The sequence below is a fragment of the Streptomyces sp. NPDC002602 genome (assembly GCF_042889445.1).
Lineage (GTDB): Bacteria > Actinomycetota > Actinomycetes > Streptomycetales > Streptomycetaceae > Streptomyces.
On record NZ_JBIAQX010000013.1, the window covers coordinates 53,230 to 70,031 of the forward strand.

Annotated in this window: 10 protein-coding genes; 2 read left to right on the top strand and 8 right to left on the bottom strand. The window is 75.2% G+C overall.

Going from position 1 to position 16,802, the window contains the following annotated elements; translation table 11 throughout:
• A complete protein-coding gene (locus tag ACFYW3_RS28010) occupies positions 1-1,884 on the top strand; it encodes an amino acid adenylation domain-containing protein (RefSeq protein ID WP_389387716.1) in 1,884 nt (627 codons plus the stop codon).
• The gene (locus ACFYW3_RS28015) at positions 1,874-4,885 is read left to right on the top strand and encodes a condensation domain-containing protein (RefSeq protein WP_389387717.1); all 3,012 of its coding nucleotides are present in this window, start codon (positions 1,874-1,876) and stop codon (positions 4,883-4,885) included. Before ACFYW3_RS28010 ends, ACFYW3_RS28015 begins: the two co-directional genes overlap by 11 nt.
• A gap of 458 nt (positions 4,886-5,343) precedes the next feature.
• On the opposite strand, the gene ACFYW3_RS28020 is transcribed toward ACFYW3_RS28015, so the two are convergent.
• The 8 genes from ACFYW3_RS28020 to ACFYW3_RS28055 form a co-directional block, all read right to left on the bottom strand.
• Positions 5,344-6,996, bottom strand: coding sequence for an NADase-type glycan-binding domain-containing protein (locus ACFYW3_RS28020; RefSeq protein ID WP_389387718.1), 1,653 nt, complete (start codon positions 6,994-6,996; stop codon positions 5,344-5,346).
• Positions 6,993-7,502, bottom strand: coding sequence for a phage tail protein (locus tag ACFYW3_RS28025; RefSeq protein WP_351757754.1), 510 nt, complete (start codon positions 7,500-7,502; stop codon positions 6,993-6,995). The genes ACFYW3_RS28020 and ACFYW3_RS28025 overlap by 4 nt, the downstream gene beginning before the upstream one ends.
• A 59-nt stretch (positions 7,503-7,561) precedes the next feature.
• A complete protein-coding gene (locus ACFYW3_RS28030; protein WP_389387719.1) occupies positions 7,562-9,520 on the bottom strand; it encodes a putative baseplate assembly protein in 1,959 nt (652 codons plus the stop codon).
• Positions 9,520-9,951, bottom strand: coding sequence for a GPW/gp25 family protein (locus tag ACFYW3_RS28035; RefSeq protein WP_389387720.1), 432 nt, complete (start codon positions 9,949-9,951; stop codon positions 9,520-9,522). The genes ACFYW3_RS28030 and ACFYW3_RS28035 overlap by 1 nt, the downstream gene beginning before the upstream one ends.
• Before the next feature lie 61 nt (positions 9,952-10,012).
• Complete coding sequence (locus tag ACFYW3_RS28040) at positions 10,013-11,929, bottom strand: VgrG-related protein (protein WP_389387721.1); 1,917 nt, start codon at positions 11,927-11,929, stop codon at positions 10,013-10,015.
• Entirely contained in the window at positions 11,929-12,651 is a 723-nt protein-coding gene (locus ACFYW3_RS28045) for a LysM peptidoglycan-binding domain-containing protein (RefSeq protein ID WP_389387722.1), read from the bottom strand. The genes ACFYW3_RS28040 and ACFYW3_RS28045 overlap by 1 nt, the downstream gene beginning before the upstream one ends.
• Before the next feature lie 30 nt (positions 12,652-12,681).
• Positions 12,682-13,104, bottom strand: coding sequence for a phage tail protein (locus ACFYW3_RS28050; RefSeq protein ID WP_053684973.1), 423 nt, complete (start codon positions 13,102-13,104; stop codon positions 12,682-12,684).
• A 163-nt stretch (positions 13,105-13,267) separates the two neighbouring features.
• Positions 13,268-13,993, bottom strand: coding sequence for a hypothetical protein (locus ACFYW3_RS28055; protein WP_389387723.1), 726 nt, complete (start codon positions 13,991-13,993; stop codon positions 13,268-13,270).
• Positions 13,994-16,802 lie beyond the last annotated feature (2,809 nt).

Here is a 16,802-nt window from a genome sequence, read left to right on the forward strand (position 1 = left end):
ATGACACCCACCACCTTGCGCCCCGTCGACCCGGTGAACGGCACGCCCGTACCGCCGGCCGCCGCCCGCACCACCACGCCCGTACCGCCCTCGACACGTGCGGCCACCCTGCCGGCGCTCGTCGCGCGGCACGCCGAACTCACCCCGAACGCCCTCGCCGTCGTGGACGGGGACACCACCCTCACCTACGGCCGGCTCCTCCAGGCCGGCCACTCCCTCGCGGCCCGCCTGCGCGACAACGGGGTGGCGCGCGGCGACCGGGTGGCGCTGCTGACGACGCGGTCGTCCCGCACGGTCGTGGCCCAGCTCGGGCTGTGGCTCGCCGGAGCGGTCTGCGTACCGCTCGACCCCGCCCAGCCCGGGCCGCGTACCAAGGCGATGATCACCGACGCCGAGGTGACGCTCACCGTCGGCGACGCGAAACTGCTGGAGGCGGCCAGGCTCCCCGGCCCCGTCCTCGCCCTGCCCGAGGAGCCGCTCACGAGCGGCCGGCCGGTCGACGCGTCCGAGCCGGACAGCGCGGCGTTCATCATGTTCACCTCCGGCTCCACCGGCCGTCCCAAGGGCGTCGCCGTGCCGCACGGCGCCATCGCCGAGCTGGTCACCGCACCCGACTACGTCACCCTCACCGGCCGCGACCGCGTCCTGTTCCACTCGCCGATGACCTTCGACGCCTCGACGTTCGAAGTCTGGGTCGCGCTCGCCAACGGCGCCGCGGTCGTCGTCTGCACCGAGCAGCGCCCCACCCTGGAGGACCTGGCCCGGCACGTCGAGCGGCACGGCGTGACGGTGGCGTTCTTCACAACGGCCCTCTTCCACCAGCTCGCCGCACGCCGCTCCCGCGTCTTCGCCCAGCTCCGCTCGGTCGTCGTGGGCGGCGAGGCGATGGCCACCACCCAGGCCCGTGAGGTGCTCACCGCCTTCCCCTGGCTGGAGCTCGTCAACGGCTACGGGCCGACCGAGACGACCACCTTCGCCACCGCCCACCGGGTCACCGAGCAGGACTTCGAGGCGCCGATACCGATCGGCGCGCCCATCGCCGGTGCCACGGCGCACGTCCTGGACGCCGACGGCCGGCCGGTGGCCGACGGTGACCGGGGCGAACTGTGGATCGGCGGTAGCAGGCTCGCCCACGGGTACACGGGCCTGCCCGAACTCACCGCCGAACGGTTCGTCGAACACCCCGCCGCCGGCCGGCTCTACCGCACGGGCGACATGGTCTCCCTCCGGACCGACGGCATCCTCCTCTTCCACGGCCGCAACGACGACCAGGTGAAGGTCCGCGGCTTCCGCATCGAACCCGCCGAGGTCGAACACACCCTGCGCGAGCAGCCGGACGTGGACGACGCAGCCGTCACCGTCGACGGCGCCGGCACCCCCGAGGCCTCCCTCGTCGCGTTCGTCGTCGCCGCGCCCGGCCCCGTGCCGTCCGGCGCGGCGCTGCGCGAGCGGCTCACCGCGGTCCTGCCCGCCCACCTGGTCCCCGACACGGTCACCGTCCTGGAACGGCTTCCCCTCACCCCGGCCGGCAAGGTCGACCGACGCGCCCTCACCGCCCGGGCGCACGCGGCCGGGAGCGGGCCCGCCGAGGCGTCCGCGCAGCCGATGAGCCCGTTGGAACAGGCCGTCGCCGAGGTGTGGAGCCGGGAACTGGGCAGCGAGGTCACCCGCGCCGACGCCGAGTTCCTCGCCCTCGGCGGCCACTCCCTGCTCGCCCTCGCCGTCACCGACGACCTGCGCGAGGAACTCGGCGTGGAACTCTCCCTCGCCGACTTCTTCGCCGCCCCGACCGTCGCCGCGCAGGCCGCACTGGTCGAACGCGCCCTCCTGGCCGCCCACGGCGACCTCCACCCCGAGACCCCGGAGCACAGCGATGTCCACTGACGCCGACTCCGCGGCCCGCGAGCGCCAACAGCACCTCCAGCGGGAACTGCTGCGCCGGGCCCGCGCCGGAACCGCCCGACGCGTGACGGCCGGACCCCCCGCCGGGGCGACCGACGGCGCGGGCGGCCCCGCACCGCGGGACACCGGACACTCCTCCGGTACCGCCCCGCAGGACGCAAGCGTTCCCCTCTCCCGCGCCCAGCGCCGCATGTGGCTGATGGAACGGCTCGGCGGAGCGGGCGACTCGTACCACGTACCGTTCGCCACCCGGATGCGCGGGCCCTTCGACGTGGCCGCGTTCACCTGCGCCCTCACCTCCCTGGTGGCCCGGCACGGCATCCTCCGTACCCGCTACACGGAGCGCGCGGGAGAGCCCTGCCAGGAGGTGCTTCCCGCGCCGCGCACGGTCCCCGTACCCGTCGTCGACACCGACCTGACGCACGCCCCCGGGCTGCTGCGACGCGAGTCGGCCCGGCCGTTCGACCTCGCTGCCGGCGAGGCCGTACGGGCCCTCGTCCTGCGCCACGGCCCGCAGGACCACACCCTGCTGCTGACGTTCCACCACATCGCCGTGGACGGCGGCTCACTGGAGACGGTGGCCGGCGAACTCGCCGTCCTCTACACGGCGGCCACCGACGGGACGAGCCCGCACACCCTCGCCACACCGCCCCAGTACGCCGACCACGCACGCCGCGAGCACGACGCCCTACCCGGCTTCGAGGCGGAACTGCACCGCTGGAGCGACCTGCTGGCCGACGCCGCCCCACCGCGCCTGCCCCGACCGGAGGCGGCCGCGGTGGACACCGCGGTCCGGCCCGCGGCCGTGCGGACCGTACCCCTCGCCGCGGCCGTGCCCGACGCCCTGCGCGCGCTGGGCGCGGAGCGCAACGCCACCCTCTTCGCGGTGTCGCTCACCGCGGCGTTCGCGGCGCTGCACCGTCTCACCGGAGACGACGACCTGGTCATCGGCGTCGCGGGCACCCACCGCAGCGGTACCGCCATGCGCGGCCTGGTCGGCCTGTGCGTCAACACCCTGCCCGTACGGGTCGACGTCTCCGGCGCCCCGTCCTTCGTCCACCTGCTGCGCCGGGTACAGGACGCGCTCCTCGAAGCCCAGCGTCACCGGCACATCCCCTTCGACCTGGTCCTCGAACGCCTCGGGGCCGGGGCACGCGGCGCCGACGGCACCGCGCTGGTCCGCGTCACCTCCGACGTCCTCGGCGAGCCGACGGTCCTGCGCCTGCCGGGCACCTCGGCCGAGTACGTCGACGTACCCGGCGACGGCGCGAAGTTCACCCTGTCCTACGGCCTGGGCCTGGGCGACGCCGCACAACCGGTGGCGCTCGTCCAGTACGACGGGAACACGCTGGACGACACCGTGGCGGAGGCGGCCGTACGGGACTACGCGGCCCTGCTCCACGCGGTGGCGGCCGACCCGGAACTCGCCCTGGACCGACAGCCCCTGGCCGGCCCGCACCACGACGTCCCGCCGGACCACGGTGACGGCCCGGAGGGCGGGGAAGCGGACGGCGACGACCCGGACGGCGACGGCCATCCGGCCGCGCGGGCCTTGCGCGCCCACCCGCAGGTCGCCGACGCCACGGTGGTACGCCCCGCCCAGGGGCCGCCCGTCGCCTACGCCGTCCTGCACGACAGCGTCGGCTCGTCCGGTCACGAACTGCTGGGCCTGCTGCGCCGCTCGCTCGCCCCCGAGTCCGTGCCCGCCGCGGTCACCCTGCTCGACGCGCTTCCGCGCGAGGCCGCCGGGCCCCTCGACCGCGGCCGGCTGCCCGGGTCGTCCACGCCGAGCGCCCCGTCCGGCCCCCGGGCCGAAGCGGTCACGGAGACCTTCACCGCCGTGCTCGGTGTCCTCGTCGCGCCCGACGACGACTTCTTCGCCCTCGGCGGCCACTCCCTGAAGGCCGTCCAGCTCGCCGATCGGCTCCGTACGGACCTCGGCCTGCCCCTCACGGGCCTCGACGTCCTCCAGGCACGCACGCCCCGGGCGCTGACCGCGCTCCTCGACGAACGGGCGGCACGGCAGAGCGCCGCGAAGGCCGCGAGCAGGCCGGCGCCCCGCTCCCGGGACATCCGGCCGGGCACGGTCCTGGTCACCGGTGCGACGGGCGGAGTCGGCGCGTTCGTCGTACGGGAACTGGCCGCACAGGGCCGCCCCGTGCTGGCGCTGGCCCGGCCCGAGTCCGCCCACCTGATCGCCGGCGAGGGCGTCGACGTCATCGAGGGGGACCTCACCGATCTGGCCGGGCTGCGGGACGCCGTCGCGCACGCCGACGCGATCGTCCACTCCGCCTGCACCTTCACCCGGCACGACGTGGACCTGGCGGCGATGGAGGCGATGGTCGACGCCTGGCGGCGCGGACCGTTCGTCTTCGTCAGCAGCGTCGACGCCTACGGGCACCCCGACACGGACCGGGTCGCCGAGGAGGCGCCGCCCCACGAGCCCGTCAGCCCGTACGGCAGGGCCAAGCTCGACTGCGAGGCCCTGCTGCTGCGCGCCGCGGGAACCGAGGGACGCGGCGGCGCGAGCGCCGTACGGTCACCGATCGTGTGGGGGGCGCACGACCGGCTGCGCGAACAGTTGCGCTGGGGCGCCATCGGCACGCTCTACCAGTCCGCCCGCGAGGGCCGGCCGATCGAACTGCCGCGTCCCGGCACCGGCGGACACCCCTGGTACGGAGTCGCGTGGGTGCACGCGGCCGCCCTGGCCCGCGCGGTGGCCGAGAGCCTGGACCGTCCCGTGGGCGGGGTCGCCAACGCCTCGAGCGGCCACGTCTCCTGGCGTGACCTGGCCCTCGACCTCACGGAACTGCTCGACACCCGCGCCGACCTCCGCGAAACCGACGACGTCCCCCCGGACCTCGATCACCGCTGGCACTACGACGCCGCCCGCCTGGCCCGCCCCCTTCAGGCACGGCCGGGAGAGGACCGGCGGGCCGTGCTGGCCGAGATGATCGGCGGCATGGCCCCCAACACCGGCTGACCCGCCGAGCCGCGCCCGGAGCCCCGCACCGGGCTCCGGGCCCGGCCCCGATCGAACCCGCTCACGTCTGAGGCGGACGCTTTCACGCGCTGCCCACCGGTGCGGAGAAGGCACGGCCACGGCGAAACCCGGTTGAAGCCGGCACGGCGACCCGCGAGACCCGCGAGACCCGTGAGACTCGCGCGATGGGAGAGAGCAGCCGGATGAACCGATGGCGCAGTTCCTTCCAGTCGGTTCTCCGCGGGGGCGGCGGGTGGCGGGACGCGGCGGCCGGTGCCGGGTAACGGGGGCCTTCGCCGGACCACTTGACGGACCTCGTGATCGACGGTCCTGCCGGTCCGCGTCTCCGTCCACGCCCGGGGCCGTGAACCGGCGGACCTGCGGACCGGACACGGTCGTGGGAGCGCCCCGTCCGGCACGGCGCGGGTGCCGTGTCGGACGGGGCGCCCCCGGACTCGTCAGCGGTTGGCGTTCGACGGGCCGAAGAACTCGATCTCCGTGATGGCGACCTGCTTGTCGGCGGAGACCGCGTGCGCGGACTCTATGGTGAAGCGGACCTTCGTGACCTCGCCGACACGGAACGCACGCCGCTGGCCGCCCGCCCCCTGATCCAGGGTCAGCGGGCGCGTGGTGACCTTGCCGTCCTTCCCGGTGATCGTCGCCGTGACGCGGTGCGGCAGGGCGGACTCGCCGATCTTGTCGGCCTTCGCGGAGACGCCCGGGGTGATGATCACATCCAGCAGTCGGGTCGGCTCGCTGAAGCCGACCTCGATCCACTCGCCCTGGCCGGACTGCGAGACGCCGGGGCCCCACCAGGTGTTGCTGCGCTTGTCGAAGGCGAGCTCCGGCTTGTGCTCGGGGTACGAGCGGGAAGCCGTGATTCGGTCGGGGGCCACGGGCGCGCGTTTGGCGAAGTGGTCCCGGGTGGCCTGGACGCCGTCGGGCAGGTACACGAGGCCGAGGATCGCCAGGGTGACGACGACCGCCAGGGTGATCCAGGTGCCGATGCGGTCGAACACGCGGCGCAGCCGGGGCCGGTCGCCCGCCCACGGCGTCTCGCGGCGCCGCCCGGCGAAGAGCCGCCGCCACCAGGGAGCCCGTCCGACCGCGGCGGCATCGGCGGTCTCGGCCAGCGGCATCGCGCAGCGCACGCAGTAGTGGCGGTCGGGACGGTTGGGCGTCGCGCACCACCGGCACGGCGGCCCGCCCACGATGCCGGGCTGCGGTCCCGGGGCGCGTACGGCGGGCCGTTCGGCGTCCGGCCTGCCGGGCAGGACCGGCGCGACGGCCGCCGGAGCGTCGTGCGGCGCCTCCGGGTCCGCCACGGGCACCAGGAGGGAGCGGGCCCGGTCGGACATGGTGTCGCTCAGCGCGTGCGGGGTCGGGGCGGTGGCCGCCGTGTCCCGCGGCGAGGGAGTGCCGGGGCGGTCCGGGTGGGCCGGCCCCGGACCGGCGGGACGCCCGCCGCCGGCGGTCGGACCGGACGGCTCCGCGCCCCCGGAACCGCCCGTTCGCGCCGGCGGCACGGACCGGTCCGACTCCCCGGCACGTCCCACCGATTCGGCACGTCCCACCGATTCGGCGTGTCCGGGCGCGTCGGGGCCCTCCGTGTCGGGGCCGTCCGGGTCGCCGGGCGCTCCCGTCACCGCGGACGCTGCCGCGGTCCCAGGCGCTCCCGCGGCCCCGGACGGCCCCGCATCGCCGGCGGTCTCCCGCGTCCGGGTGACGTCCGGGCTCCCTGCGGTCACACGGCTGTCGGGTTCCGCCGGGTCCGACGCGGGCCCCCGCGAACCGCCGGCGGCGGACGCCGCGGCGGCCCCGGTGCCCCGGCCGGCGGCACGCGCCGCCCGCTCCGCACGGGCGGCGTCCATGGTGCCGGTGGCCGTACGGGCGCGCTCGGGCGCACCGCTGTCCGAGTCGCCCGCCGTCCGGCCGGGCTCGTGCGGGGTCCGTACCGCGTCCGCGGCGGGGTCGCGCACGTGTGACGACGCGCCGGCGGGCCGTGCGGCGCGGGCGCCCTGGTCCCAGCTCAGCACGGCGCCGCACGCGTCGCAGAACGACTGGCCCGGTTCTGCGCGCGTTCCGCACTCGGCGCAGTTCTGCGTGGTCATTTCTCCGGGGTCCTTTCGGTGGCGGTCACCTCGACCGCGTAGGGCATGTGGGCGGGGCGGGCGGCGGCGACGAGGGAGTCCAGGCGGTGGAAGTCGGCCGGAGTCGGGTCGGGCAGCCGGAGGGCGACGTGCAGACGCGGGCGCGGGTCACCGGGGAACGGTCCGAGGGGGCGGGCGTTCCAGTCGGCGCCGCCGCTCTCGGTGATCTCGGGCACCACACCGAACGCCAGCCGTACCGCCTCCGCGAGGCCGCGGCGGGTGCCGCGGATCCGGTGCAATGCGACGGCCGCCGCGACGGCGGCCCGCAGCCGGGGCTCGGGCTCGCCGCCGTCGGTCTCGGCGCCCACCCAGGTGCCGAGCCACAGGGCGAAGTCGACCGGGGTCAACGCCGGGTCGAAGTAGGTGTCCAGGCAGTCCAGGACGTTCAGGATGGGCGCGAGGACGTCGTCGAGTCCGCCGACGAACCGCTGGGCCAGATCGTCGTCGGCGAAGACGGCGGGCAGCATCGTGCCCAGCGGGAGCGAGGAGCCGAGGCCGTCGACAGAACCCCGGTAGGGAGTGGCCGTCACCCGCCGTCCCCGATCACCCGGACGCGGTGGTCGAAGGAGAAGACCAACGACGGCCGCTCCAGGTCGATGCGGTCGGTCGGGTTGCCGCGCTTGCCGGTGAGGGGATCGGCGGGGTGCAGCACGACCTCGTCGACGAGTTCCACCCCGGGGACCCGCTGGAGGACCGCGAACACCTCACCGGTCTGCACGGGGCGGCCGAACGGCCAACCCTGGCCGTCCGCACCGCCGGTCAGCGGATCGAGGTGGCGGTAGAGCGCGTCGTGCGCCTGGCGGCGCACCCGGTCGGTGTCGACGCCGCGGAAGGCGTGCACGGTGGCGACGACGGTGACGCCCTGGTAGTACGGCGGGCCGACGGCCAGCCGGGTACCGATGAGACGACGCTCGTCGAGATGGCGCGTGATCCGACCCAACAGGGCGTCACCGGGCACCAGTTGCTCGAACCGCAGCCGCCCGCCCGGATCGGGCACCGCCTGCGGGACGACGAGGACGCGGACCGCGTAGGCGCCGTGCGTGCCCTCCTCGCCCTCCAGGCAGGTGATGCGCGCGGTCTCGGGCGCGGCGCGGCGCGCCAACTCCTCGTAGTCCCGCAGGGTGACGGCACGGTCCTGGGCGCGGAGCGTGATCGGCGCCCGCAACTTGGCCTCCTCGACGGTCTCGCCGTCGACGCCGCCGCGCGCCGCCTCCCGGTTGACGACCTCGGCGACGTACGGGATGGACGTACGCAGCACCTGGACGGCGCCGCGCGCCACGTTGCCGCCGCGTCCGCCGCCGGTGCGGTAGCGATGCGCGCGCACGACGGCGCCCTTGGGGGCGACGGCCCCGTACTGGCGCAGCGTCCCGTCCGGTTCGCGGACGGCCGGGCCGAACGCGATCTCGCCGGTCGCGGCCTCCAGGGTGACGTGATGGTCCTCGGGCCGGGACGCGGCGAAGTGCGGGACCACCTGCCAGTCCTGCCAGCCGTCGTCGTCGGCGGTCTGCAGGAGCAGCGGCGGATCGTCGGCGACGACCGGGGCGTGGGTGAGCCGCAGTCGCTGGCCCGGCAGCCCGTTGGCCTCGCCGAGGGCCTCGTCGTGGACGGTCTCGGCGTGCACGGCGCGGGTGGTGCCACCGATGGTGTAGGCCTCGACGGAGCGGATGCTCGGCGAGGTGGTGTAGAAGGGCTGCCCCGGCAGCGGATCGGTGACGCGGCAGCGGACCCAGCCCGCCTCGTGCCCGCCGTTGCGGGAGAGCACGTGACCGGCGGGCAGGTGCACGACGACGTCGCCGGGCCGGTTGAGACCGCCGGTGCCGTCCCGGTCCACCTCACAGGGCTGCCAGCCGTCCTCGGTCCAGGCCTCCCACACCAGCGGCGGCTGACGGGGATCGACACCGACGCCGTCGACACGGCTGTCGAGCTCCAGCGCGAGCGCACAGTGCGGAACCGCCGCGCTCAGGCCGATCAACATGCAGTCGCCGGGCTGCGGGGCCTCGGCGAAGCACAGCACGTCCTTGCCCTCGACGAGATCCGTGGTGCGGTCCACGACGGGCCGCCCCTGGTGCTGCACCACCAGGTGGGACAGCGCGCACGGGACGACGGCCAGGTCGCGCTCGGTCGCGAAGACGACGGCGTCCTCCCGCTCGGTGCGCAGCGTGGCGACCTCGGCGCCGGCCTGGACCAGGATCACGTCCTCCTGGGGCGCGGACAGCCAGAACGTGACGTCGGTGCGTGCCGCGGAGGGCGGGAACAGCGTGATGCCCACCAGGTCGAGGAACGCGAGGTGGTTCTTCTCCGGGACGCGGTTGAGCCGGTACACGATCTGGTCCGCCATGTGCGCGACCGTCTCGACGAGCGTGACGCCGGGGTCGGAGACGTTGTGATCGGTCCACTCCGGGGCGCGCTGCTGGATGTAGCGCTTGGCGTCGTCGACGAACTGCTGGAAGCGCCGGTCGTCGAGGTTGGGGGAGGGCAGGGACATCAGAGGTCGCTTTCCAAGGAGCCCGGCGCGCCCGGCTCGTCGTGGGAGGGGATGACGTAGAAGGGGAAGACGAGGCTGCGCGGATTGTTGGTCCCGCGCACGGAGTACCGGACGTCGATGAACAGGACGCTCTGGTCACCGCCGGTGGACACCTCCACGTCGTGGACCTCGATCCTGGGTTCCCAGCGGTCCAGGCTCACGTACACCTCGTGCTGGATGCGCCCCGCGGTCTGCTCGTTGACGGGGGCGAAGACGAGGTCGTGGATGGCGCAGCCGAACTCCGGGCGCATCGGCCGCTCGCCCGGGGCGGTGGCCAGCACGAGCCGGATGGCCTCCTCGACCTCGCGCTCGCCACCGACCAGCGCGATGCCCCCGGTGGGTCCGATGCGCATCGGGAACGCCCAGCCGGAGCCGATGAACTGTTCGGCCATCAGGGGGCCACCTGCCTCTTCCTTCTGCCGACGGCACGGGCGCGCCGGTGCGGTCGTCCGGTCATGCGGGGAGGGGGTACTTCACGGTGTTGACGAAGACGAGGCCCTGGAGGTCGAGCCGGACGGCGCGGATGCCGACGTTGGCGATGGAGTTGACCTGCACCGTGCCGCCGGAGGAGATCATGGCGGCTCCCAGGGACTTCAGGTTGAGCGCGCCCATCGCGTCGATGGTCACGGCGCCCGCGAGCGACCTGAGGTTGACGATGCCGCGGCCCTGGATGTCGAGGATGCCGCCGCTCTTGATGGAGAGCCGGCGCCGGGCACTGAGCGTCAGGTCGGTGCCGGCCTCGACGGACACCGAACGGCCGCCCTTGATGGTCACCGACCCCTGGCTGTCGACGGTGATCTCCGTCTTGGTGCGGTCGAGGTTGATGGTCAACCGGTCGTCACCGCTGGCGATCCGGACGCCCTGCCTGCGCCGGCCGGTCCGCTGGCTGAGCAGGTCGACGCGGTTGGCCTGCCGGTCGGACAGGGTGTGCCGGGCGGCCTTGCGCTTCAGACCGTCGTGCAGGGGCACGTCGTCGACCTTCGACGGCAGGTCGCGGCCGTTGTAGAGACCGCCGATCACGAACGGGTGGTCCAGGGCGCCCCGGTCGAAGCCGACCAGCACCTCGTCGCCGACGTCCATGGGGAAGATGCCGCCGCCGCCCACCCCTCCCGACTGCACGCTGCGGGCCCAGTCGCTCACGTACATGTTGTCCAGCCACGGGAACTGGAGTTTCACGCGCCCCTGCTTCAACGGGTCCTGCACATCGGTGACGATCGCGTTCGCGACACCGGGCAGCCGGGCCGCGCTCGCGGCGTCCGCGCCGCCCCCGCCCGACGCCAGCCCGTACAGGGAGCGCCACTGGCGGCCGCTCACCGTGATCCAGGACTCGTAGTGTCGGCCGTCGCCGAAGACGTGCCGCGCGGAGGTGACGGTGTACTTGCCCTCGAAGGGCTTGCCCACGTCACCGAGGGCCACGGCAACGCCCGGCCGCAACCGGGGATTGCCGTACACGGCGACCTCCAGCTCCGCGAACGACGAGGTGACGTCGGCGGCGAGGGCCTTGGCGGCGTTCTGCACCTCGTCCTGCCGGTCGTACGGCATGGCGGTCTCCACGAGCCGCGCCGACGCGAACTTCCCCGCCGCCTGGCCCGGAGTGAGGCCGATCGAGATGCCCGGATCGGTGCTGACCGACGCCGTCTCGACGATCTTCTTCTTGGTGGTGACGTTCCAGCCGCGCGACTCGACCGTGCCCACCTGGTCGGCGGCGGTGACCGCCGCCCGCAACCGGAGGATGTCGTGACCGGCCTGGAGCACGAAGGGGCTGCTGTCACCGTCGGCCTGCGGGGACGGCCCGCCCGCCGACGGGGTCGGCGTGACGAACCGGAACTTCCCCTTGGCGTCCAGGGACATCACCATGTTGTTCTCGTCGGCGAGCCGGGACAGGAAGTCCCAGTCGGTGACGTTGGACTGCGAGATGAAGCCGTACATGCCCTTCGTCGGCTGGATCCGGCCGATCGGCACACCGTCCAGGGCGGCGAGCTTGCGGGCGATGTCGGAGGCCTTCTGATTGCGGTAGGCGACGACACGACGTTGGCGCATCATCCGGTGCCCGAGGTCGTAGCCGCGGATCACGGTGAAGCTCCCGGTGCCGTCGTAGTCCGCCTCCAACGCGGTGACCTCACCCGTCAGGAGGGGCTTGCCACCGCCCTGGCCGTCGGCGATCGGCGTGAGGACCACCCTCGTGCCGAAGGTGACGCCGAGCTTGCCGAGGACCAGACGGTACGGGTCGCGGAACGTCAACCGGAACGCGGCGGGCACGCCGACGCCCTGGTCGACCCACCCCTCCACGAGCAGCGGGGCGATGTCGTCGGGAAGCTTCGCGGAGCCGATCCGCACCTGCATGATGCTGGAGAACGCGGGCTGCACCATCAGCGCGCCACCTCCTCGGGCGCGGGAAGCACCAGCTCGGTGCCCGCCCGCAACCGGGACGGGTCGTCGATGCCGTTGATCTCGGCGATCGCCCGCCACACGGTGGCCGTGCCGTACTCCCGCCACGCCAACGACTGCAACGAGTCGCCGGCCACGACCCGGTGCACGCGCTGCGCGGTGAGCGCGCCGGACGTCGGGTTCTGGTTCTTGGTCTTCCCCGGGATCTCCACCAGGTGCACCTGACAGGTGGCCCGGATGGGCACGCCCGTGGTGCCGAAGAGGGTGTACGACGCCTCGACGGAACTCACGTACGCCACGAACCGGGCCGTGGAGAACGACCCCCATTCGAACACCACCCACGGCGGCGACGGCTGGTCGGCGGCGATGCTCTTCGCCGTCACCTCGCAACAGCCCAACAGCGACTCGACCTTCTTCAGCACCGTGTTGCGCGTCGGCGCGGTGGAGGAGTCCAGGAAGATCTCCAGCGTCATCTCACGCGGCTCGGCACCCATGAACTCCGGCTTGGAACCGTCGCGCACGGCCATCGTCGGCGTCGCCTTCCACTGCGCGCGCTGACTCAGCGACAACTGCGCCGGATTGAACTCGAAGCCGAACCTCCTCATCAGCGCCCCGGGCGTCGTGCTCGTCCCGACCGGAGGCTCGTGGATCGCCAGCGTCGCGCGCACCAGACTCTTGCCGGCGCCCTTGCTGCTCGTGGCCATGGGTGTGCTCCTTTCCGCTCTGCCGCGCCGTCAGTCCGTGAACCCGTGGTGGGCGATCTCCAGGACCTCCGTGGCCACGGCCGGGCTCGCGGGGTCGAGGGTGGGGCCCTGCCAGCTCACCGGCAGGACGTCGATGAGCCCCCAGCGGGCCACCAGCGAGCCGTCGGCCCGCAGCGCCGCGATCTGGGCGGTGGGTCGCTTGATCCCCGTCTGGACCGACGAGATCCACTTGGCGACCTTCGCGGTGTCCGGAGTGAGCGGCCGGGTCAGTCGGATGGTGGAGAACGTGACCCGGGTGGGCAGGTGCCACACGAAGCCGTTGTTGCCGCCCTCCTGGCGGTGCTCGATCTCCACCTGGGACGACAGGCCTTGACACCCGTTGAAGTACCCGAGGCTCTCGCCGTCGATGGTGAGGGTGAACCAGATGGTGGACCCGGGGTCCTGGCGCGGCATCCGAGGTGGGCCTTTCTGTCGTTCTGCGGTGGTGTCGGGCGGTGGACCGGCCACCGGCGGCCGGCGCGTGACCGGTCGGGTCCATCGGCCGAATCGTCGGCGGATCCGTGGGCGTGTCCGTCGGCCGGGTGCGCGGAGCGCGGTTCGGGCAGCCGCGGGCCCGTCAGGCGCGCGGATCGCGGAGCCTGCCGATCCGTTCGCGGTCCATCCGCAGTTCCGTGCGGACGAGGCGGGTGACCCGGTCGATGATCCGGTGCACCAACTCGTCCAACTGGAACTCGGTCAACTCGCGCGGATCGAACGAGCCGGCGGGGACCGCGGTGTACTCGGGCGGCGGGCTCTCCCGGGAGACCACCGCCCCGGGAGCCGGACGACCACCGGGCGGGGGCGGGCCGTGCGTGACGGGCGGCTCGTACGGCGACGGCGGTTCGGCCCGCGACTCCTGCTGCGACGGTGGCCGGCGATGCCCCAGCGTCGACGCCGCGGTGGCCGCCGCGGCGGACGCGAGCGCACGGATGGACCTGCCGGACCCGGAACCCGAACCCGAACCCGAGCCGGAACCGGAGCTTGAGCCGAAGCCGAGGGAGGGAAAGCGCTGGACCGTGGGCCCGGACGGCGACGAACTCCCGGACGGTGCCCCGGCCGGCCGTGCCGCGACCAACGCCATGGGCGCGGCCGCGGGCGGCGGAGTCAGCGACGCCACGGGAAGCGGACCGCGCGCCGCGCCGGCCGCACCGGACACGGAGGGCCGGCGCAGGGGAACGCCCCGCACGGGGAGGGCCCGTTGGACGGGGAGCGCGTCGGCGGTACGGGGAAGGGCCGGCGCGTTCAGCACGGGCGACGGGAGCGCGGGCGCGGGGGAGGGGAGGGCCGGGGGCGGCTGTGTCACGGGCGCGGGGATCGGGGGAAACCCCGCGACCGGCGTGGTCAGCGCGACCGGTGCGACCGGCGGGGGCGGCAGGGTCGGTGCGGTCGGTGAGAGGGGTGCGGTCGGTGTGGCCGAGGCCCGCTGGACCGGCAAGGAAGTCGAAGCCGCGGCGCGGGAACCGGGAGGCTGCTGCGCGGCGCCCGGCGACGGGAGCGCGGGCGCGGCCGTGAGGGGAGCGCCGAGGGGGGAACGTCGCCCGGCGGCCGGCAGGGAGCCGGAGGGGCGCGGGGCGTCGACGCGTGGCACTTCGACGCGCGGGGGGACGGGCGTGCGGCCGGTCACCGGACTCCGTGCCGCGACGTGCGCGGCGCTCGCCGCCGGTGCCGTCGGCGTCGTGGCCTCGGGCGTGGGGTGCGTGGGGTGCGTGGGGTGCGCGGGGGACGGAAGGGGCGCACCGAGCCCCGCACGGGGAGGGGCGGCATGGCGCTGCACCGGTCCAACGGGCGCGGAGCCGTCGGAAGTACGGGTGTGCGAGGCGGTGGTCGGGGCCTTCGGCGGGGTCGAGGCCGAGGTCGGGTTCGGAATCGGAATCGGGTTCGGGGTCGGGGTCGAGGTCGGGTTCGGAATCGGGTTCGGGGTCGGGGTCGGGGTCGGGGTTGTGGACTCCGGGCCGGGACTCGGGGCAACGGGTCCGCGCCGCGACCCCGCACGGCCGGGAGCCGACGGGGGTGCGGCCGCGCGACGGACGACGGGCGCCGGTGCGCCGGCGGAGGCGGGCGGGAGGTTCGTGGAGCGTTGCACCGCCGCCGGCGCCGCTGGCGCCGCCGTGGCCGGACGCGGATCCGGGGGGCCGGGGGCGGGCAACGGGGTGCCGGTGGAAGTCCGGACGGCCGACGGCTGTTCCGGTCGGGCCGCCCGGGGCGGGAGAGAGGTGTCGGCGGGCCGGTCGGCGGGCCGAGACGCGGGAACGGGTTCGGTGGGTGGCGCCGCCACCGGGGTCGCCGCGGCCACGGCGCGCTGTACGGCCGGAGTGCCGGGAACGTGCGTCGGTCCGGGTGCGTCGGTCCGGGGCGTGGTGTGCGGAACCGGTCGGGGCGTCCCCGGGGCGCCCGCCCCCGCGGGGGCAGGCGGAGGGGCCGTGGGGCGTACCTGCGGGGGAGCGGCGTGCGCCGTCGGCGCGTCGGGGACGGCCGTCGGGCCACCACTCTGGGTGGGCGTGGGCGTGGGCGTGGTCGCGGGCGCGTGGGGTCGGACGTTTCGCTGGACCGCGGGCCCGGCGGCCGGGCCGTCGGGCACCGTGGGGGAGCGACGAGCGCCGGCCGGAGCGGGCGGTGTCGCTCCGGGCGCGGGTACCGCCCGCTGAACGGGCGCACCGGGCCCGGACGTCGACGCCCTCCCGGTCGAGACGGGCGGCGGTGACGCCGGCGACGTCGCTGCCCCGGACTGCGGCGCGGGGGAGGGCGGGGCCACCTCTCGCGCGGAGCCGGAGACACCGGTCGCGGGCGACCTCTCCCCCTCGCCGGGCGTGTCCGTGCGCGGCGCCCTCGAGGCGGGCGGCGTGCCCTGCGGGGACACCTCACGCGGCCCGGAGGACGCCGCCCCGAATGCCGACGACCCCCGCGTGCCCGCAACGCCGGACCCACCCGCAACGCCGGACATACCCGAAACACCGGACCCACCCGGAACACCCGACGGGCCTGACCCGCCCGGTGCGCCGGATCGCGGTGCGAAAGCCTCGGTTCCGGACGCCGTCCCGCGCTGTACGGGCGCGCCAAGTCCCGCCCGCCCGACGGTCGGACCGCTGCGCTCCGCCGACGCGGCGCGCGGCGGGGTGTCCCGTACGGGAGCGCCCGGTACGGGACGGTCCCGCAGGGGACGGGTGACCTGCGGCTCGCCCGCCGGCGTGGGCGGAACGACGGAGTCACCGAGGGACGCCGGACGGGCCGGGGATGACGGACCAGCCGTGGACGCCGGACGGTCCGGGGACGGGGGAGGTGTAGGGGACGACGCGCGGTCGGAGGACGACGCACTTTCAGAGCGTGCCGAACGCCCAGGGGATGTCGAACGCTCAGAAGGTGCCGAACGGGCCGGGAACGACGAAGGGGCCGGGGACGCTGCCGGGGGTGCGGCGTCCCCGGCAGCGGAAGGACCGCCCGGGCGGGGAGCCGCAGCCCGCTGCACGGCGGGCACGACACTCGAGGCGGAGGCGGAGGCGGAAGAAGCTGCGGACGCGCCGGGGCCGCCCGGGTCGCCCTCGGCAGCCGAGGCAGCCGAGGCAGCAGGGGAAGCCGAGTCGGCACGGGAAGCCGAGGCAGCCGAACCCGGCGCGGGCGGCGTCGCCGCCGGCGCACGGGTGGTCCCGCGCGTCGAGGGCAGGGTGCGCCGGTCGGCCGCGGGTGGGGGCGGAGCCTTGGCCAGGAGTTGCCGTGTCCGGGGCGGAGCCGGCTGTACGGGCGTCACCTGGACACCACGGTTCGCCGACCGGGCCGGGGCAGGCCCCGACTCCCGCGCCGGCGCCTGAGCCCGCGCCGGCCGGTCGGCGCGCGAGCGCTGTACCGGAGGCGCCGGGGGCACCGCCACCGCCTGCACCGACCCGACGGGCCGCGCCTCGCGCGCCGATGCCGAAGCCGATGCCGAGGCTGGTGCCGAAGCCGAAGCCGAAGCCGAAGCCGAAGCGGGTGCCGGCGCCGATGCCGATGCCGAGGCCGGTGACGGCGACGAAACGGCCCCGGTCGCCGCCGGGGACTCCGTGCGCTGCGGGATCGCCCGCAACGGCGCCACCGGCACGCTCCGTACGGCGGGCGCGCCGGTGGGACGGCCCGACGGCAGG

Bases quoted from the DNA above. Each gene is read 5' to 3' on its own strand.
- ACFYW3_RS28035 (WP_389387720.1), bottom strand. From the start codon at position 9,951: ATGGCCGAACAGTTCATCGGCTCCGGCTGGGCGTTCCCGATGCGCATC.
- ACFYW3_RS28030 (WP_389387719.1), bottom strand. From the start codon at position 9,520: ATGTCCCTGCCCTCCCCCAACCTCGACGACCGGCGCTTCCAGCAGTTC.
- ACFYW3_RS28025 (WP_351757754.1), bottom strand. From the start codon at position 7,502: ATGCTGCCCGCCGTCTTCGCCGACGACGATCTGGCCCAGCGGTTCGTC.
- ACFYW3_RS28020 (WP_389387718.1), bottom strand. From the start codon at position 6,996: ATGACCACGCAGAACTGCGCCGAGTGCGGAACGCGCGCAGAACCGGGC.
- ACFYW3_RS28045 (WP_389387722.1), bottom strand. From the start codon at position 12,651: ATGGCCACGAGCAGCAAGGGCGCCGGCAAGAGTCTGGTGCGCGCGACG.
- ACFYW3_RS28015 (WP_389387717.1), top strand. From the start codon at position 1,874: ATGTCCACTGACGCCGACTCCGCGGCCCGCGAGCGCCAACAGCACCTC.
- ACFYW3_RS28040 (WP_389387721.1), bottom strand. From the start codon at position 11,929: ATGGTGCAGCCCGCGTTCTCCAGCATCATGCAGGTGCGGATCGGCTCC.
- ACFYW3_RS28010 (WP_389387716.1), top strand. From the start codon at position 1: ATGACACCCACCACCTTGCGCCCCGTCGACCCGGTGAACGGCACGCCC.
- ACFYW3_RS28050 (WP_053684973.1), bottom strand. From the start codon at position 13,104: ATGCCGCGCCAGGACCCCGGGTCCACCATCTGGTTCACCCTCACCATC.